The 20,936-nt window shown below is 33.5% G+C and carries 10 protein-coding genes; all 10 read left to right on the top strand.

Annotated elements, in window-relative coordinates; genetic code table 11:
* The first annotated feature begins 151 nt into the window (after positions 1 to 151).
* The 10 genes from Q0870_RS04355 (at position 152) to Q0870_RS04310 (ending at position 20,880) form a co-directional block, all read left to right on the top strand.
* Positions 152 to 3,289, top strand: coding sequence for a TonB-dependent receptor (locus Q0870_RS04355; RefSeq protein WP_298551452.1), 3,138 nt, complete (start codon positions 152 to 154; stop codon positions 3,287 to 3,289).
* A 12-nt stretch (positions 3,290 to 3,301) separates the two neighbouring features.
* Positions 3,302 to 5,197, top strand: a complete 1,896-nt coding sequence (locus Q0870_RS04350; RefSeq protein WP_298551450.1) for a RagB/SusD family nutrient uptake outer membrane protein — start codon at positions 3,302 to 3,304, stop codon at positions 5,195 to 5,197.
* A gap of 38 nt (positions 5,198 to 5,235) precedes the next feature.
* Positions 5,236 to 8,322 (top strand): SusC/RagA family TonB-linked outer membrane protein, encoded by a 3,087-nt coding sequence (locus Q0870_RS04345; RefSeq protein WP_298551448.1) that lies wholly within the window; start codon positions 5,236 to 5,238, stop codon positions 8,320 to 8,322.
* A 27-nt stretch (positions 8,323 to 8,349) separates the two neighbouring features.
* Positions 8,350 to 10,077, top strand: coding sequence for a RagB/SusD family nutrient uptake outer membrane protein (locus Q0870_RS04340; protein ID WP_298551445.1), 1,728 nt, complete (start codon positions 8,350 to 8,352; stop codon positions 10,075 to 10,077).
* A gap of 39 nt (positions 10,078 to 10,116) precedes the next feature.
* Positions 10,117 to 11,289 carry a DUF5627 domain-containing protein gene (locus Q0870_RS04335; RefSeq protein WP_298551443.1) on the top strand — a complete coding sequence of 391 codons (1,173 nt, stop codon included), beginning with the start codon at positions 10,117 to 10,119 and terminating at the stop codon, positions 11,287 to 11,289.
* 548 nt (positions 11,290 to 11,837) lie between these two features.
* Entirely contained in the window at positions 11,838 to 13,220 is a 1,383-nt protein-coding gene (locus Q0870_RS04330; protein ID WP_298551441.1) for a DUF1080 domain-containing protein, read from the top strand.
* Between the two features lies 1 nt (position 13,221).
* Positions 13,222 to 14,565: a Gfo/Idh/MocA family oxidoreductase gene (locus tag Q0870_RS04325; RefSeq protein ID WP_298551439.1), complete on the top strand. Its 1,344-nt coding sequence runs from the start codon at positions 13,222 to 13,224 to the stop codon at positions 14,563 to 14,565.
* Between the two features lie 3 nt (positions 14,566 to 14,568).
* Positions 14,569 to 15,762 carry a Gfo/Idh/MocA family oxidoreductase gene (locus tag Q0870_RS04320; protein WP_298551437.1) on the top strand — a complete coding sequence of 398 codons (1,194 nt, stop codon included), beginning with the start codon at positions 14,569 to 14,571 and terminating at the stop codon, positions 15,760 to 15,762.
* A gap of 8 nt (positions 15,763 to 15,770) precedes the next feature.
* Positions 15,771 to 17,189, top strand: a complete 1,419-nt coding sequence (locus Q0870_RS04315) for a sialate O-acetylesterase (protein ID WP_298551434.1) — start codon at positions 15,771 to 15,773, stop codon at positions 17,187 to 17,189.
* A gap of 157 nt (positions 17,190 to 17,346) precedes the next feature.
* On the top strand, positions 17,347 to 20,880 hold the full coding sequence (locus tag Q0870_RS04310) for a sulfatase-like hydrolase/transferase (RefSeq protein WP_298551432.1): 3,534 nt from the start codon (positions 17,347 to 17,349) through the stop codon (positions 20,878 to 20,880).
* Positions 20,881 to 20,936 lie beyond the last annotated feature (56 nt).

Raw genomic sequence — 20,936 nt, 5'->3', positions numbered from 1 at the left:
TAAAAAATATTGTTTTATCAGTACAGTACAGGATACTTGAGCAAGCACTTATTTGTAAAATTGTAAAGATATTGGTGACTTCATAACTTTGTTATGGAGTTTTACTATGTCAAACTAATAAAACTATAATATGTTAAAACTAAAACTCAAAATGAAACAAAAATTAAAAAGACAGTTTCCTTTTTCTGGGTTTGTATTAATGCTTGCTCTGGTCTTATCCAGTTTTACAGCTGTTAACTTACAAGCTCAAGAAAAAATTTCTGGTGTTGTGAAAGACGTTGGTGGTATGCCTTTGCCTGGTGTAAGTGTTCTGCAAAAAGGAACCACTCGTGGTGCATCAACAGATTTTGACGGAAACTATTCTCTTGAATTAACTTCTGGTCAAAAAACTTTAGTGTTTTCTTATCTTGGTTTCAAAACGGTAGAAATTCCAGTAAATGGAAAAACAACAATCAATGTAACTCTAGAAGAGGATATAGCAAGCCTAGATGAAGTTGTTATTGTAGGTTATGGTACTCAGAAAAAAGAGTCTGTAGTTGCAGCAATTTCCCAAATAAAAGGTGAGGATTTAATGGAAAGGGCAGCTGGTATCACTAATGTTGAACAAGCGTTACAGGGAAATTTACCAGGTGTTACTGCTATACAAAGTAGTGGTGTTCCTGGGGAGGATAATATCAAGATTTTTATTCGTGGTCGAAGTTCATGGAATGGTGATGGTGATCCTCTAGTTATGGTGGATGGTGTTAAGAGGTCGATGAGCGATATAGATATGAATGATATTGAAAACCTTTCGGTGCTTAAAGATGCTTCTGCTACGGCTGTTTTTGGTGTAGAAGGCGCTAATGGTGTAATATTAATTACCACTAAGCGTGGTAAAATAGGAAAGGCGGAGTTGTCGCTAAATGTGAATACAACCATTAAAATGGTTTCTCAATTACCACAAAAATTAGATTCTTATGACGCAATAAGGGAGGCAAATAGCTCTATTCTTAGAGAATTGTCTATTGCTCCTCTATCATGGGGAGATTATACTCCAGAAGCTATTCGCGATAAATACCGTAACCCTGCATCTCTGGAAGAAAGTTATATTTATCCTAACGTTAACTGGGAAGATGAATTATTGAAAGATTTTGCGCAAGATTATAGAATTAATTTGTCTGTGCGAGGTGGTAATAAAAAGGCCAAATATTTTGGTAGTTTAGCTTACCAAACCGTAGATGATATTTTTGATGGTGGAAAGTATGATAACGGAAGAGGGTATCTAGGTGAATACAACTACGAAAGATTTAATTTTAGAAGTAATATTGATTTTAATATTACAAGTACTACTGAGTTCTCTGTTAGTCTAGCTGGTTTCTTAGGTGTTAGAGAAAATCCTTCTAGTGTAGGTAATGTTATAAATGGTATTTACCAAATAGCTCCAAGTCTTTACACGCCTGTATATCCAGATGGTTTTTATGGGCGATCTATAAATTCTGCTTTTATTTTCAATAACCCTATTGTAAGTTTGTCGGCCTCTGGTTATGATACTTTTACGGAGTTCCAAGTGACTTCAGATTTTATGCTAAAGCAAAAATTAGACTTTATAACTGAAGGCTTGTCTTTTCAAGGACGATTTTCGCTAGATAATAGAAGGAGGAGTAAGCAAGTATTAAATGATGGGGGTGTATCATATAGATTTTACGATAATGGTGTTGAGCAGCTAGACATTCCAAATACTGATACCGGATTTGGTTATGTTCAACCAGATTGGACTTTACGTCCTTCAGAAGAGGAGGATGGCCAACGAAAACGTCTAATGCTTTATGACTTTTCATTTAATTACAACAAAACTTTTGCAGAGAAACATAGCCTTACTGCGCTTTTTTTAATGAGAAGACAGCAGCAAACTACTAATGGTAATCAGTTTCCAATATTTCGTGAAGACTGGATAGGAAGGGCAACTTATAACTACGATTCAAGATATTTTTTAGAGGCAAACGGAGCTTACAATGGGTCTGAAAAATTTGGTCCAGGTTTTCGTTTCGAGTTTTTCCCTTCCATAGCACTAGGTTGGACAGTGTCAAACGAAGCCTTTATGGAAAATGCAGATTGGTTAAATTTGCTAAAATTTAGAGGGTCGTATGGACTTATTGGTGATGATTCTGGGGACAGATTTAAATATCAAACACAATGGGCAAATGGAGGTCCTGTATTTGGTTCTGCATTTTTAGTGCCAAGTACATATCAAGGCAATGGAGCAAGATCGCCTTATGTTTTCTATAGAGAGGATAGTGTTGGAAATCCATTCCTTCAGTGGGAGGCAGCTACTAAAATTGACATAGCTGCTGAGTTCTCTCTATTTAATGGATTATTAACTGGTGAATTAGATTATTTTGCTGAAGATCGCACTGAAGTTATAGTTGCTGGTAGTTCTAGTCGTACTGTGCCAGATTTCTATGGAGCAACGGCTCCAGATATTAATAAAGGTATAGTTGAGGTAAGAGGTTTTGAAATTGTACTTGGGTCCAATTATACCTTTGGTAATGGTTTAAATCTTTTTGGTGATTTTAGTTATACGCAAGCCATAGATAATGTTATACTAAGAGATGATCCAGCGTTTGAACCTTCTTACAAAAATGATGCTGGTTATCCAATTGGGCAAAATAGAACAGCCATTCCCGCAGGGATATTAACAAATTGGGACGATGTTTACATGTCAACACCAAGAAATGAGAATCAAAGTTTTACGCGTCTAGGTTATTATGATGTTGTAGATTTTGATGGAGATGGTGTTTACAATTCTAATTTTGATAACGCACCTTTTGGTTATCCAGAACAGCCTCAAAGAAACTGGAGTGCTACTCTGGGGGCACGCTACAAGGGATTTAGTATTTCAGCTCAGTTGTATGGAACTCAAAATGCTTCTAGGCAATTTAGTAACAATACGTTTACTCAAACAACACCATTAATTTTTACACAGGATTTGGATTATTGGACCGTAGATACGCCTAACAATACAGATACACAACCAGCATGGCAAGCAAAAGGAGCTAGCAACCCTAGGGATAACTGGTTGGATGGATCATTAACAAGGCTTAAAGCAGTGTCTTTATCTTATGATATACCAAAAAAGACATGTGAAAAGCTTGGACTGAAGAAACTTCAAGTTTTTGTGAATGGTAATAACCTAATCTTATGGTCTGATTTGCCTGATGATAGAGAGTTTAACACTGATGCAAGTGCACGTTCAAGAGGAGATTATCCTACCTTAAAAAGATTTAACATTGGTTTTAATATGAATTTTTAAAAAAAAGAAATAATGAAAAACTATAAAATAAAAATATTAATAATCTTAGGACTCGCATTGTCGTTTTCATGTGAGGATTTTTTAGATCAGGCTCCAGAGTCAATCATAGACGAAGTAGAGGTTTTTTCAACCTTTAAAAATGCTCAAGGTTTCGTTGAAGAAATGTATGCCTTAGTGGTAGCTTATGAAGTGCAAGCGCATACCTTTCAAGATTTTCTTTTGGGTGATGACGGGCATGTTAATAGAGAAGTAAAAATGAGTGGTGATATTGATGCAGGAAACTTCAATGCTGTAATATCAGAAAGTTTTTCTTACTTTAATAATCACCAAAATTCTGATTATGGATCGACAGGGACCAATTCAGCCAATGTTGATAATATTAATACTTTTAATAGACAAAGACCAGGGTTATATGATGGTAGCTTACGTGGTATTCGTAAAGCTAATATTGTAATTGCTAATATTGATTTAATGGTGAATGCAACTGAAGCGGAAAAAGATGTTATTCTTGGACAAGCTTATTTTTTTAGAGCATTTTTCCATAATGAGATTATGAAATTTTGGGGACGTTATCCATACATAGATAGAGTCTTAATAGATGATTTTAAATTACCACGTCCAGAAACCTATAGAGAAGTTGCTTTACTAGCTAATGCAGATTACGAAGAAGCCATTAAGTTATTACCTAATGATTGGGATGAAGAGGATTATGGCCAACTAACATTTGGTGAAAATAAGGGTAGGCTTACTAAAGGAACGGCATATGCTTTTCAAGGTAAAAACTTACTTTTAGCAGCAAGCCCTTTAATGTTTGGGAATAACGGTAGTATAAATACGTATCAGTATGACAAGGAGTTATGTGATATGGCTGTTGATGCTTTTTCAGGAATTCTTAAATTAGCAGACCAAGGTTATTATGCATTAGCTTCTTGGGATAATTATGATGAGGTGTTTTGGAAATCACCAACACCTAATGCATGGCCAGGAGGTACAGAATATGTGTTTTCTGCTGGAGGAGGTAATCAAGGTCAAGTCGAAAGATTTATGACATCAGGAGTAAATAGAGACATGCATGGTAGCATATCAGAAAATATCTCTCCTACTCATAATTATATTCATAACAATTTTGGAATGGCTAATGGCCTTTCAATAGAGGATGATCAAAGTGGTCAATATGGAACTTCAGATTTTGACGTAACTAAACCTTTTGAAAATCGTGATCCACGCTTTTACAGATGGCATATTATAGATGGTGATGAGGTAGCTCCAAAAGCAACAGGAGGAGACGCACAGCACAGATTTGCACAGCTTTGGTATAATACTGCGGATGATGCAGGTATACACCGTAGAACTATCTTTGATAATAAAAAATCTACAACAGGGTATATGTGGACAAAATTTTATCCCAAAGTTGATGGTGAGTATCATAGTAAATGGAATAATATTATAGGACAATATTCTGGTATGCGTATGCATATGAGACTAACAGATGTCTATTTAATGTATGCAGAAGCATTACATGCATCTAAGGGAGCAACTGCAACACCAAGTTCTTATAGCTTAACTGCTGAGGGTGCTATTAATTTATTCCGTAATCGAGCTGGTATTCCTAATGTGCATCCTAATATAGTTGCAGATAACAACAAGTTTATGGATGAACTTAGAAGAGAAAGAGCTGTTGAGTTAAGTTATGAAGCACATAGATGGGTAGATATACGACGATGGGGAGTGGCACATTTAGATAAATACAGAAGAAAATTAGCCTTAGATTTTCCAGAAAATAGAAGTAGTTTCACAGAAAGACTTCTTGCTGATAGAGTTTGTGATTTTCCTCAACACTATTGGTTACCGTTTAGAGCTGATCAAACACAAATTTACGAGGGCTTCCCTCAAAACCCAGGATGGTAGTTTTATACAATTTCGTTTTAATTAATATAAAGAAAAAAATGAAGATAAATAAATTATATAAGTTGTTTACTCTAGTTTGCTTAATGTTGTTCTGCTTTTGTAATATAGCATTGGCTCAAAAACAAGTTTCAGAAGTAAAAGCAACTGTGGTTGATAAAGAAGGTAACCCTATAAGCGGAGTTAATGTTTTTGGCTTTAATGGAAATAAAACATCTTCGGATGTTAATGGGCAGTTTCAAATTATGTTACTTGATGATGAGTCTGTTGTAATTAAAAAAAAGGGTTATGAATCGAAGCTCACTAATATGTTTGATTTGACAGATAATATTACCTTGGAGAAATCGCCATTTCTGGCCAGCGAAGATGATGAAATTAAGATGGGAGTAGCTACTAAATATCGTCGTGATATTGTTGGAGCGGTTTCATCAATAAACACAAAAGATCGTTTAGCCTATGACAATACCCAATGGGTTAGAGATTATATTAACGGACTAATGTTAGGAGTAAGAGGTTCTGATAATGTTAGAGGGTTAAGGAATGATGCTATTTTTGTTATTGATGGTGTAATTGGTCGTGATCCTAATATTCTTAATATGGAAGAGGTTGAGCAGATAACGGTGCTTAAAGATGCAAACTCTGTGGCATTATACGGTAGTCAAGGTAGAAATGGTGTTATTGTAATTAACACTAAACGCGGAAAAGAAAATAGAAAAGAGATTAATGTTAATGTACGCTCTGGTATTAGTGTCCCTAGGGCTTTGCCCAATTATTTGAGTTCAGCGGCATATATGACACTTTTTAATGAAGCTTTGGATAACGATGGTGCACTAGCAGATGATGGGCGAAGATTTTCAAATGAGAAGATTTTTAATACCAATAGTGGCTTAAATAAGTACCTATACCCAGATGTAGACTTATATTCAAGTGAATATGTGCAACCCTTTATTAATACTACAAGTGTTATTTCTGAGTTTTCTGGTGGAAATGATAAAAATCAGTATTATGTTAATGTGGGTTGGAATACTAGAGAGGAATGGGTTAATATTAATGATGACATCAATGCAGGTAATAACCGTTTTAATATAAGAGGTAACTTAGATTTTAAAATAAATGATTGGATTACTAGTAGTCTAGATGGTGTTGCGATTATAAGTACAACTAATTCGTCTAGAGCTAATTTGTTGAGCGCTGGTACTACTCTTAAGCCTAATACTTATTCGCCATTTTTACCTGCAAATTTAGTAGATACTAGCGACCCTACGGTTGCAGGACAATTGCAAACGGCACGTACGTTTAATGGGTTTCTTTTGGGAACAACACAACAGTTCGGTACAGATGCACCTATAGCTTTGGCTATTGCTGGTGGGTACCAAACTAATGTGTTTCGTTCTACACAGTTTAACAACTCAATCAATTTTGATTTAGATAGGATAACAAAAGGTCTGTCTGCTAAAACCTATGTGAGTTTTGATTTTTATGATTCTTTTGATTTAAATATAATTAATGAATACAAAACATACGCTCCAGGTTGGGAAGGTAATAGAATAACAAATTTTGGTATTGATAATACTGATTCACTTAACCCTATCGCAGATGATTCTGGTATTTTTGGTAGAGACATAAAAGATCAAACTGAAAATGTTAGTACCAATGGTTTTGTATCTCGATTTGGTCTTTATGGACTGGTAAATTATGACACAACTTTTTCTAAAGATCATTCTTTAAATACCACGTTGTTAGGTTATTATAATTCACAAAGGAGAAGCAATGTTATTCAAACAGATGTTGATGCTCATTTAGGATTTCAAATAGCTTATGACTACAAAAAGAAACTATTTTTTGATTTTACAGGAACCTATGTTACTTCGTTAAAGCTACCGGAAGGAAATAGAGGTGCTTTATCACCAACTTCAGGTGTGGCGTACATTTTAAGTGAAGAACCTTTTTTGAAGAATAGTAATTTTATTAACTACCTTAAGTTAAAGGCTTCAGGTGGTATTATAAAGTCTGACCAAGGAATAGGTGGTTACTATTTATATAATGTAAACTATTCTAATGGTAACAATTTTAATTGGGCTGATGGAAATTCTAATCGTAGACAAAATATTTCACAAGGAGAGAATCTTGATTTAACATTTGAAGAGCGTATTGATTTAAACATAGGTTTAGAAAGTTATTTAATGAATTCTCTGTGGTTAGAGTTTAATTATTTTAAATCAGAGCTCGATAAGCAAGTAGAATTTTTGAATGCCCTATACCCGTCTTATTATGAAGACTTCAGACCCTATAACAATTTCGGTAAGAACTTATATACTGGTTTTGAAATAGGTATGAATTTTAAGAAAAACTTTAATGATGTTTCAGTAGCTATAGGTGCTAATATATTGTACAGTCAAACAGAAGTATTACAACGATCTGAAATAAATGAGTTTGACTACCAAAACAGAGTTGGAAAAGAGGTTAATACAACTTTTGGTTTAGTTGACCAAGGCTTTTATTCTGAGGCCGATTTTGATGGAGACGGTAATTTAAATGCTGGTTTGCCAGTTCCTCGATTTGGTACGGTACTAAAGCCAGGTGATATAAAATACGCCAATCAAAATGGAGATAATTGGATTGATGACGATGACCAAATTGCAATTGGGCAGACTAATAGTCCTTGGAATTATGGAATTAACCTAAATGTAAAATATAAAGCATTTAATCTATTTATACTTGGAACCGGACAAACAGGAGGAGTTGGTAGTAAATTAAATAGTGCTTTTAACCAATATTATTCAGTTGATGGAAATGATAAATATTCTGAGGTTGTTTTAAATCGTTGGACTCCCGAAACTGCAAATACAGCAACGTTTCCTAGGTTGTCAGCTGGTACAAATCAAAACAACTTTAGATCATCTACATTTTGGTTGTACGATAATAGTTATTTTACTATTAATCGTGCTCAGTTAACATATGAATTCGATGATAACATATCGAATAAACTTGGTATTCAAGATTTAAGCATAAACCTTCAAGGAACTAACCTTTTGGAAATAGCTAAAAATCGAGATATTCGCCAATTAAGGATTGGTAGAGCGCCACTAACTAGAGCTTTTACTCTAGGGATAAGAGCGTCATTTTAATATAATTAGAAAATTAAGATAAATAAAATGAAAAATTTAATAAAATATATTTTAATTGTATTGGTGTTTACTGGCATGATTGCTTGTGATACCTTCGAACCTATTGATGAAAACAGGTTAGATTTTGATGATGTTAGCGCAAATCCAAATTTAGCAGAAGGAATATTATTAAATGGATATAATAACTTGTTGGATCAATATTCATTTACTGAAGCGGCTACTGATGATGCTGTTAATAATATTTTGGATAATGATATCAAGCGAATTGCTATTGGAGAGCTAAGCGCACAATTTAACCCTATAGCCCGTTGGAGTAGATTTGAAAATGTATTCTGGGTAAACCGATTTCTAGAAATTATTGATGCAAGAGAAATACAATGGAGCAGAGATACATTAACTAATGATATGTTTTACCTTCGTTTAAAGGGTGAAGCATTGGCGTTAAGAGGGTTGCATCATTTTTATGCGCTTCAAGCACATGCAGGAGTTGGTACTTCTGGTGAATTATTAGGTATTCCTTATTTTACTGAATTTATTGAACCTGATGGTAACTTTAATGTACCCCGTTTACCATTTGAAGCCTCTGTTCAGGCTATTATGGCAGATTTTGATGAGGCACTTACTTTATTACCAACTGATTATGGATTAAGTGAGGTACAGGTAGATGAGTGGTATTCAAATTTGGAAGACTTTGATTATGTTAAATACAAAGTGGTAAATGATAACTTTTTTGATTTACGTATTTCAGGAAGAATTGTAAAAGCACTAAAAGCACGTTTAGCACTTTTTGCTGCAAGTCCTTCGTTTTTAAATAATCAAGACTATTATAATATGGCAGCAAATAATGCCGCTGAAATTTTAAATACTATTGGAGGCGTTGCTGGTTTGGATCCAATTGGTCTTGAGTTTTATGCAGATGATCCTAATTTAGAGAGTAGCGAAATGCTTTGGCGTAGTTCTTTAGGAGGCAATACTTCCAACTATGAAGAAAGAATGTTTCCGCCTTCAGTTAATGGAAATGGGGAGATTAATCCAACACATAACTTTGTAATGGCATTCCCAATGCAAGACGGATATCCTGCAACTGAGGCTAATGGTTTTGATCCACAAAACCCGTATGCCAATAGAGATCCTAGGTTAGAAAAATATGTTGTTCTTAATGGGGCTTCTTTTGGAGGTGGAACAATTAATACTGGTGTTGGTGGTGGAAATGATAGGTTAGATTCTATTCCTCAGCAATCAACAACTACAGGCTATTACCTTAAAAAATTGTTACGTCCAGATGTTAGAATTAATAATGATAATACTGCTACAGGTAAGATACATGTTAATGTGTATTTTAGATATACCGAATTGTTTTTAATTTTAGCAGAATCAGCTAACGAAATTGGTGGTCCTGACCATCAGGTTGGTGGTATTACCGCCCGTGACGTGATTGCAGCAATACGTGATAGAGCAGGAATTACACAACCAGATAACTACTTAGCATCTATTTCAACTACAGACGGGATGAGAGAGCTTATTAGAAATGAACGTCGTATAGAACTAAGTTTTGAAGGTCATAGGTTCTGGGATCTTAGAAGGTGGGGACTATCTTTAAATGAAACAGCTAAAGGTTACTTTTTTAACGGAAGTAATTATGTTGAGTTGCCTTCTGTAGAAGAGAGGGATTACCAACCATTTGCGACTTATATGCCAATTCCAAATGCAGAGACTATAAAATTTCCTGAATTGGAGCAAAATAATGGCTGGTAGGGTAATTATGTAACTTAGAAGAATTAAAAAATATTAGACATGAAAATAAAATATTTAATAATATGCGTAATTGCCTTTAGTTTAATGGCTTGCGAAAATCAGGAAAATGAATTTGACGATTTTGGTTCAACTTCAGTATATTTTCCATTTCAAACCCCTGTACGAACATTAATTCAAGGGAAGTATGATTTAGGTTTTAATGAAAACGACAATAATGGACGGTTTGAAATCGGTGTTGTTATGTCTGGAGTTTACAATAATAATAAAAATCGAAGAGTACATTTTGAGTTAGCTCCTGAATTAATAGATGCTACTCAATTGACAGGGGTTAATGCAGTAAATGTAAGAGTATTACCTGCTTCTTACTATACTATTGAACAAGAAAGTCCTGTGACAATTCCTTCTGGTTCTACAAAAGGACGCATACCGGTGCAGCTTTCAGATGCATTTTTTGATGATCCACTTTCATTTGTTGCTGAAAAGGATTCGGTTAACTATGTTCTTCCTTTAAAAATTACTGGTTATGAAGAATTAGATTCTCTTTTAACAGGTGTACCAGTGGTTGATAACCCAATTAAGATTAAAGCTGATGATTGGGCAACACAACCTAAAGACTATACACTTTTTGGTATCAAGTTTATGAATAAATATCAAGGTATCTATTTAAGACGCGGTGAGGATGCAGTTGTCGGCTTTGTCGGATTGGAAACGGTTTTTGAAAGTGGAGACCCAACAGAGACAGAATCAAGGGACATTGATAACTCTACAGTTTATAGATCTGAGTTTGTTGTAGGTGATGAATTACTTCCAGTATCAACTGCAGGAAGAAATATAGCAACTACTACTATTGGTGTTAGAAGATCAGATCCAGATCTTGCTACCAATAATACATTGTCTTTACTATTAACATTTAACGATAATGAAGAAATTACTGTTACTAATGCAGACCCAAGTAGTACAGTTACTGTAACGGGCTCAGGAAATTTTGTAGAAGATGGAGATGAATGGGGAGGTGAAAGTCGAGACGTAATTTACTTAGATTATGAATACCGAGAACTAGAAGTTGAAGTTACTGAGAGACGCTTTTTTGGTAGATTAATTTCAACAACAACAGCAACGCTTGATTTATTGCATACAGTTAAAGATACTTTAGTTATTAGAGACAGAGATGTAAAGTTTGAGGAGTTTACACTAGACTTAGAAATACCTTAATTTTAAGACATTATAAATCATATCGTTTAAGTTAAAAATAGCGGGATTAAATTCTCGCTATTTTTTTATTCATACAAAAAAACATTTAACTTCTAAATAAAGTTAGTTTTAGTATAAAGGCTGGTTTGTTGACTTAAATACCAGATAATATATTATCAAGTTTATTGTATTTCAAACCTTAACACTTTTTAAATACCCTTTTACTACACTCAAAGTACAAATATTGATATAAGCCAGTTAAAACCTAATATTTTATATCAAACTTACTTTAATTTTAAAACTACAGTTTATTCTTCTGAAAATATTATTTTCAGGATACAGCAGGATAGTTTCTTATCTATATTACATTAGTTTTAATTAATTAACAGAACTTCATAATTAATGATTATAAACTGAACTTAAATGAGTATACAGTTTTTATATATGTTTAAATTAAAGTAGTTTATTGAGTTAGTCAAAAATAACCTCCACTTAAAATTAAGTTTTAAAATGGAGGTTATTTTTTTATTTATCTGTACATTTATTACAAACTATTATAATATATATTTATGAATACAATTACAACCAAACTATCACTAATTGTTGCATGCTTTTTTATCATATCCTGTAACACAAAAAAAGAAGAAATACCTTGGGTAGAATTGATTAAGAATGATTCATTAAATGGTTGGACAATTTTGGGAGGTAAAGCGACCTATAAGGTTAATGATGGCGTAATTATTGGCACTACCAAGGCTAATACACCAAATACATTTTTAACAACCAATAAAATGTATGGAAATTTTATTTTTGAAATCGATTTTAAAGTCGATTCCACGATGAATTCAGGTATACAAATACGAAGTAATAGTCTTCCATATTATAGAGAAGGTATGGTGCATGGATATCAAGTTGAAATAGATCCTTCAAAGCGAGCTTGGAGCGGTGGTATTTATGATGAAAAACGACGTAAATGGCTTAATCCACTTGAGAATAATCCGGAAGCGCAAAAAGCATTCAAACAAAATAAATGGAATAATTACAGAGTTGAAGCCATAGGTGATACTATAAAAACTTGGATAAATAATGTTCCTGCTTCTTATTTGATTGATGATAAAACAGCTACTGGTTTTATTGGATTGCAAGTACATTCTATTGGTAATAAAATGGAGAAGCTTGGTAAGCAGGTTATGTGGAAGAATGCTAAGATTTTAACTGAAAATTTATCAAAATATTCTAAAGAATCTCCTATTGAACCTATAATTACTAAAAATAATTTAACTTACAATGAAAAAAAGGCTGGATGGAAAATGCTTTGGGATGGTAAAACAACTCAAGGTTGGCGTGGCGCTAAATTAGATACGTTTCCAGATAAAGGTTGGTCGATAGAAAATGGAGAGCTAATCGTAGCTGATACAGGAGGTGCCGAATCTGAAGCAGGTGGTGATATTGTTACAACCGATGTATACAGTAACTTTGAATTACAAGTAGATTTTAAATTAACACCTGGAGCAAATAGTGGTATAAAATATTACGTAGATACAGAAATTAATAAAGGATCAGGATCATCAATTGGTTTAGAATATCAAATCTTAGATGATGCATTGCATGCAGATGCTAAACTAGGTTCGCATGTAGGTAGTAGAACAGTTTGTTCTTTGTATGATTTAATTCAAGCAAATCCTAATAAACCGATTAATCCAATTGGAGAATGGAATACGGCGTATATTAAGTCTATTAATAATCATGTAGAGCATTGGCTTAATGATGTAAAAGTTTTAGAATATGAGCGTGGAAGTGAAGAATTTTTAAATTTAGTTTCAGAAAGCAAATATGCTAAATGGCCTAATTTTGGAGTGCTAGAAAAAGGACAAATCTTATTGCAAGACCATGGTGATAAGGTGTCTTTTAGAAATATTAAAATTAGAGTTCCAAAAAATAACAAGCAGTAAAATGGATAATAATAGAAGAGATTTTTTAAAAAAAACAACTGTAGCGGCAATCGGAGTTAGTTTAACAGGTGGCGTTAATGCTATGTCTGCTAAAAGTTATAAGAATATCATTGGTGCAAATGACCGCTTAAACGTAGCTATTGCTGGTTTAGGAAGGCGTTTGAATGCTTTTAAGCCACCCATAGCTTCAAAAGCAACTAATGCCAAATTGCTTTACTTATGTGATGTTATGGAAAGTCAACGCTTGAAGGCTTTAAAGGGGTTTAGAGAATATATAGATTATAACCCTTCACTAGAGAATGATATTAGAAAAGTATTAGACGATAAAAATGTAGATGTATTGATTAATGCCACACCAGACCATTGGCATGCTCCAGGATCAATAATGGCAATGAAAGCAGGCAAACATGTGTATGTAGAAAAACCTTGTAGTCACAATATGCATGAAAATGAACAATTGGTTAAAGCAGCAAAATATTTTAACAAAGTGGTTCAAATGGGTAATCAACAACGTTCATCAGGTCATACTATTGAAATTATTAATGAAATACATAATGGCATTATTGGGAAACCATATAAAGCTGTTGCATTTTATAACAATGGACGTGGTGAGTCACCAGTACAAAAAAGTGCTCCAATACCAGATGGATTAGATTGGAGTTTATGGCAAGGTCCCGCGCCAAGACGCGATTATACCTCTGAAACATGGAATTATAACTGGCATTGGTATGGTTGGGAATATGGAACCGCCGAAGCTGGTAATAATGGCACCCATGAGTTAGATGTGGCTCGTTGGGCATTACAAGTGGATTTTCCTCAGCATGTATATGTTGAAGCTGAAAAGCGTCACTTTTTAGATGATGGTTGGGAAATGTATGATGATATGGAAGCTACATTTAAATTTGCTGATAATAAGGTTATTAAGTGGGATGGTAAATCTAGAAATAGTTACAGTACTTATGGAGGAGGTCGTGGAACTGTTATTTATGGAACAGAAGGATCAGTATTTGTAGATAGAGGTAAATACATGCTATATGACCGTAAAGGAAAATTAGTTAAAGAATACAATTCAGCATCGAAAGAAGCAGGAACTGCTTTAGGTGGAGGTGGAGATACCTCAACAAAACATGTTCAAAATCTTTTTGATACCATTAGAGGAAAAACTAAATTAAACGCACCTATTGATGATGCTAGTAAAAGTATGGCTATGGTGCATTACGCAAATATTGCTTACAGAATTAATGATGGTTTTGATATAGATGATAAAACAGGTATGATGTATAACAGAGATGCCATGAAACTCTGGTCTAGAACTTATGAGCCAGGTTGGGAACCAAAACTATAAAATTTGAAAAGACGCTCATTTATAAAAAATACAGCTGTAGTTACTGCAGGTATAGCAAGTTCTTCTTATTTATATGGCAATGTGATGTCTAATTTAAATGCCAACAACAATATAAATATTGGTGTTATTGGTACTGGAGATCGTGGAGGCGGTTTAACGTCTATAATCAATTCAATAGACCATGTAAATGTAATAGCTGCTTGCGATATTTTGCCATTTAGATTAAATAAAGGTTTAGCAAAATCTAATTCAAATCCTACTGGTTATTCAGATTACCGAAAACTTTTAGATAACAAAGATATTGATGCAATTATAGTTGCAACACCATTTAATACGCACTCAAAAATTGCGATTGATGCACTTGATGCTGGCAAGCATGTATATTGCGAAAAAACATTAGCTAAGGGCTACAAAGGAATTATTGAATTAGTTAATAAGGAAAATGATTCTAATCGAATATTTCAAACAGGTCATCAATACCATAGTTCAAGGCTTTATACACATATAGTAGATTTAATTAAACAAGGAAAAGTTGGTAATATTACAGGTTTTGAGTGTCAATGGAATAGGCATGGAAACTGGCGAAGACCAGTTCCTGATTCTAAATTTGAAAAAGCTATAAATTGGAGGATGTATCGAGAATTCTCAGGAGGATTAACTGCTGAATTATGTTCACATCAAATCGATTTTGTTAATTGGGTTCTTAATGAAACCCCAAATCAAGTTATGGGTGTTGGGGGTGTTGATTATTGGAAAGATGGAAGAGAAACGTTTGATAATGTTCATTTAATATATAGTTACCCAAACGGAGTAGAAGCAAAGTTTACTTGTTTAACCAGTAATGCGAAAGATGGTTATCAAATAAAGGTGATTGGAGATAAAGGAACCATAATTATCGATACTAAGCACGCCTGGTTTTATCCAGAAGGCAAAAGGAAGAATAAAATTATACAAGATGTAGATGGTGTAAGTGGAGCGACTGCGCAATGGGATAAAGAAAAAGGTTATAAAATAGATTTGGAGCATTTAAATCCAAGTAAGCAAGCTTTGCTTGATTTTAAATCATCAATAATAAGTAATAAAACACCAGAATCAAATGTTATTACTGGTGCAAAAGCTGCAATATGCGTACAAATGGGACTTGACGCTATGTATAACAATGAAATTGTAAAATGGAATGATAAAATAGTTCTCTAATAAAATTAATGAAACATTTAAGACTTGTTTACATAGTTGTTTGCCTTGTAAGTTTTCAACTTAACAGTCAGGTTGAGTTGCCAGCTTTTTTTGGAGATAATATGGTTTTGCAACAAAAGGAAATCGTTTCAATTTGGGGTAAAGATATTCCTAACACACTAATAAAAATTTCTTCAAGTTGGGGAGAAAAAAAATCAACAGTTGTAAATTCAGAGGGTTTCTGGTTTTCAAAAATTAAAACAAAACGAGGTTCTTTTGAAAGTCATTCGTTAAAGATTGAAGGGAGTAATACTGTAACTTTGTCTAACGTTTTAATTGGTGAAGTTTGGTTTTGTTCTGGACAATCTAATATGGAAATGCCATTGAAAGGTTTAAGAAAATCAATGGTTTTAAACTCAGAAAAATATCTCAAAATTGCTAAAAATAACAGTATTCGATTATTCAATAATCCAAGAGCGGCAAGTGTTTTACCTAATTTTGATGTTGGCGGTAAGTGGGTTAAATCTAATGAAGCTTCAGCAAAAGATTTTAGTGCAATTGGATATGTTTTTGGTACAACGCTTTTTGAAAATCTAAATGTACCAATAGGGATTATTGAATCTTCATGGGGAGGAACTAAAATTGAATCATGGATACCCAAGCATAAATTGCTAAAATATAACAACATTAAGTTTTTTGATTCTTTACCGATAGAGGAAAACAAGCAAAAGAAACCAACTTTTTTATACAATGCAATGATTTATCCTTTTCAGGATTTTAAGATTAAAGGTATACTTTGGTATCAAGGGGAATCAAATAGGATGCATCCTAGCGCATATAAGAGTTATATGAAAGATTTAATAGCTTCATGGAGAACTCAATGGAAAGATAAAAACCTTCCTTTTTATTTTGTGCAAATTGCCCCTTTTGATTATGTTAAAAATAAAAAGGCTGTAGATATGGGAGCCGATTTAATTAGAGAAGCGCAATTTAAAGTTTTCCAGAAAATTCGTAATACAGGGTTAGTAATTACTACAGATTCTGGAGATTGTAATGATATTCATCCTTCAAAAAAAGAAATAGTAGCAAAGCGATTAGCAAATTGGGCACTTACTAAACAGTATAGTGTTAATAATTTAAATTATAGAAGTGGTGAGCTAAATAAAATGATAGTAAAAAATAGCAAAGTAAAACTTCATTTTAAATTTCAAAAAAGCGATTTTTTCCTAAAAAGCAAAAATATAAAAGGATTTGTAGTAGCATCTTTTGATAAAGTGTTTTATCCTGCTCAAGTGAGTTTTAGTGAAGACAAAAAAAGCTTAATAATCTATAGTGAACAGGTAAAAAAGCCTGTAGCTGTGAGATATGGTTTTGAAGACTGTTTTGAAAGCAATTTGAAAACAAATTCAGGTTTACCAATTTCTATATTTAGAACAGATAACTGGTAAAATAGTATCTTAGTTCTACACATCTTTAGAAGTAGTAGAATTCCCAATTCATTAGATTTTGTTTCAGGACACAACAGGATAGCTTTTGGCTAAAAAATAAATAAATTTATAGGCTATAGATTTTATTAAAATTATCCATTAAACTAAGACTATTTTTATGCAAAAGAACTGCTTTTTACTAGCCATTATTTCGATGCTAGTATGTTTTAACAAAATTTCCGGACAAGCTAAACAGGCTAACAACGGTGAAAAACCAAATATTATTTTCATATTAACTGATGATCAGCGTTTTGATGCCATTGGTTATGCAGGAAATCAATTTGTAGAAACTCCACAAATGGATGATTTGGCTAAATCAGGAACGTATTTCAACACAGCAATAGTTACTACTCCTATTTGTGCTGCAAGTAGAGCTAGTATCTTAACGGGGTTACATGAGCGTGCACATAATTTTAATTTTCAAACAGGTAATGTACGGGAAGAATATATGGCAAACTCTTATCCAAGATTACTTAAAGATAATGGATATTATACTGGTTTCTTTGGAAAATATGGAGTGCGCTATAACGATTTAGATAAACAATTTGATGAATACGAATCTTACGACAGAAATAACCGTTATAAAGATAGAAGAGGATATTACTATAAAACTATTGATAATGATACGGTTCACTTAACAAGATATACAGGACAAAAAGCTCTAGATTTTATAGACGCTAATGCTTCTAACGATGAGCCGTTTTGTTTGTCATTAAGTTTTAGTGCACCACATGCCCATGATGGAGCTCCAAAGCAATATTTCTGGCAATCTGAAATGGACCAAATGTTGGAAAGTACAACTATTCCTGAGCCAGAATTAGGAGATGATAAGTATTTTGATGCGCAACCAAAAATTGTAAGAGATGGGTTTAATAGATTGCGTTGGACATGGCGTTATGATACCCCTGAAAAATATCAGCATAGTTTAAAAGGTTATTACAGAATGATTTCTGGAGTAGATTTGGAAATCAAAAAAATACGTAAAAAACTAAAAGCAAAAGGGGTTGATAAAAACACCGTAATCATTGTAATGGGGGATAATGGCTACTTTTTAGGAGAACGTCAATTTGCTGGAAAATGGTTAATGTATGATAATTCTATACGTGTGCCATTAATTGTATTTGACCCTAGAATAAATCAGCATCAGGATGTTGATGATATGGTGCTAAACATTGATGTTCCGCAAACCATTGCAGATATAGCAGGTGTTAAAGCCCCAGATACATGGCAAGGTAAAAGCTTGATGCCTATTGTTAAAAAGGAAACAAATACAATAGCTAGAGACACTATTTTGATTGAACACATTTGGGATTTTAAACATATTCCACCAAGTGAAGGTGTGCGTACAAAAAAGTGGAAGTATTTCAGGTATGTTAATGATAAATCTATTGAAGAACTTTATGATTTAGAAAAAGATCCTCAAGAAATTAAAAATTTAATAGGAAAGAAAAAGTACAAAGAAGTAGCTAATAAATTACGCATAAAGCTTGATGAATTAATTAAAAAGAATAGCAACGAATATAGAGCAGCACCAACAGATTTAACCGTTGAACTTATTCGAGAGCCAAGTACTGATGTAAAAATATTCGATTTAAAACCAGAATTTGGTTGGACAGTGCCTTTAGGTTCTAAATTTCAAGGGGCGTATCAAATTTTAGTGGCTTCAAATCAAAAAAGTATCGATGCAAATAATGGAAATGTTTGGGATAGTGGGAGAGTAGCTTCTACAAAATCAACAGATGTTGAGTATGCAGGTAATCCTTTGGAAATTGGAAAAGCATACTTTTGGAAAGTTAGAATATGGGAGCAAGAAAACAGACTTGTAGATTATTCTGAAGCACAAAAATTCACAACTGGAAAAAGTGATAGTTATATTATTTCAACCGAAAATAAATTTGAAATTGATAGAATAAAGCCAGTTAAGTTTGAAAACCGAGGAGATTTTTATTTCATGGATTTTGGTAAGGCAGCATTTGCTACAATGGATTTTACTTATGAAGCAAAAACGCCACATACTTTAACAGTAAGGGTAAGCGAAATGGTTGATAATAAAGGTAATGTTAATAGAACACCACCAAAGAAAAGTAATATTCGATACCAAGAGATTAAAGTTAATGTAAAACCAGGCCAAACTAAATATCAAATTAAAGTACAAGAAAACGAGAGAAATACAAGAGCTAATAAAGCCATTCCTTTGCCAGACGGATTCCCTCCATTAGTTCCATTTAGATATGCTGAAGTAGAAGGAGCTCAAGGAACGCTTACTTCTGAAAATTTTGAGCAGTTAGCATTCCGCACTTATTGGGATGACAATGCGAGTGGTTTTACAAGTAACAATGATATTTTAAACCAAGTTTGGGATTTATGTAAATATTCGATTAAGGCAACAACATTTAACGGCTTATATGTTGATGGTGATAGAGAGCGTATTCCTTATGAGGCTGATGCTTATTTAAATCAATTAAGTCACTACACAACAGATAGAGAGTTTGCAATGGCAAGACGTACCATTGAGTATTTCATGAAAAACCCAACATGGCCTACTGAATGGCAACAGCATGTGGCGTTATTGATTTATGCTGATTATATGTATACAGGTAATATTGAGCTTATTGAACGTTATTACGAACCTTTGAAATACAAAACACTTTTTGAACTATCTAATGAGCATGGGTTAATCACATCAACTAAAGTAGACCAAGAGTTTATGCGTAAACTTGGCTTTCAAGACGGCTATAAAAAACCGTTAACTGATATTGTGGATTGGCCTTCTGCTAATTTTAATGGTAGTAAAACTAAAGGTGAACGTGATGGATTTGTTTTTAAACCATATAGTACTGTAATTAATTCATTTTTCTATGAGAACATGAAAATTATGGCAGAATTTGCAAAAATTTTAGGTAAAACTCAAGAGGTTTTAGATTTTGAACTAAGAGCAATTAAAGCTAAAAAAGCAGTTAATGAACAAATGTTTGATGTAGAACGTGGTATTTATGTTGATGGTATTGGAACAGATCATGCTTCCTTACACGCTAATATGATGCCTTTAGCCTTTGGATTGGTTCCAGAAGAGCATTACCAATCTGTTGTAGATTATGTAAAGTCTAGAGGTTTGGCTTGTAGTGTTTATGGTGCCCAATTTTTAATGGATGGCTTATACAATGCAGGAGAAGCAGACTATGCCTTAGAACTTATGGAAAGTAAAGCAGAAAGAAGTTGGTATAATATGATTAGAAGTGGCTCAACGATTACGTTAGAAGCTTGGGATTTAAAATACAAGAATAATCTAGATTGGAATCATGCATGGGGAGCTGTACCGGCAAACGTAATTCCAAGGGGGTTATGGGGTATCAAGCCAAAAACACCTGGTTTTGGCGTTGCAACTATTAAACCACAGATGAGTAAATTGAAATCAAGTACTATAGAAGTACCTACTGTAAGGGGGGCAATAAAAGGGAAATACACCTATAATGGAGCAAGACTTCAAACTTATGAAATCGAAATTCCTGGTAATATGGTTGCTGAATTTTCTTTGAACGGTTTAAATGGAAAAGACTTAATTCATAATGGAAAGAAAGTACCTTCAGCTTTTGATTCTATAAGGCTAGAACCTGGTAAACATGTTATTCAGTTAAAAATAAATTCCTTTTAGAAAAGAGTATAAAAATATTTTAAAGCCAGTAAATTGTTTATTTTACTGGCTTTTTT

Origin of the sequence: uncultured Algibacter sp., from assembly GCF_947487575.1 — a bacterium.
Taxonomy (GTDB): domain Bacteria; phylum Bacteroidota; class Bacteroidia; order Flavobacteriales; family Flavobacteriaceae; genus Algibacter_B.
The sequence above is the reverse complement of the archived record's forward strand: the minus strand, read 5'-3'. Positions and strand labels throughout refer to the sequence as shown.

Excerpts from the sequence above, each read along its gene's own strand:
- Q0870_RS04355 (WP_298551452.1), top strand. The coding sequence starts at position 152 with ATGAAACAAAAATTAAAAAGACAGTTTCCTTTTTCTGGGTTTGTATTA.
- Q0870_RS04350 (WP_298551450.1), top strand. The coding sequence starts at position 3,302 with ATGAAAAACTATAAAATAAAAATATTAATAATCTTAGGACTCGCATTG.
- Q0870_RS04345 (WP_298551448.1), top strand. The coding sequence starts at position 5,236 with ATGAAGATAAATAAATTATATAAGTTGTTTACTCTAGTTTGCTTAATG.
- Q0870_RS04340 (WP_298551445.1), top strand. The coding sequence starts at position 8,350 with ATGAAAAATTTAATAAAATATATTTTAATTGTATTGGTGTTTACTGGC.
- Q0870_RS04335 (WP_298551443.1), top strand. The coding sequence starts at position 10,117 with ATGAAAATAAAATATTTAATAATATGCGTAATTGCCTTTAGTTTAATG.
- Q0870_RS04330 (WP_298551441.1), top strand. The coding sequence starts at position 11,838 with ATGAATACAATTACAACCAAACTATCACTAATTGTTGCATGCTTTTTT.
- Q0870_RS04325 (WP_298551439.1), top strand. The coding sequence starts at position 13,222 with ATGGATAATAATAGAAGAGATTTTTTAAAAAAAACAACTGTAGCGGCA.
- Q0870_RS04315 (WP_298551434.1), top strand. The coding sequence starts at position 15,771 with ATGAAACATTTAAGACTTGTTTACATAGTTGTTTGCCTTGTAAGTTTT.
- Q0870_RS04310 (WP_298551432.1), top strand. The coding sequence starts at position 17,347 with ATGCAAAAGAACTGCTTTTTACTAGCCATTATTTCGATGCTAGTATGT.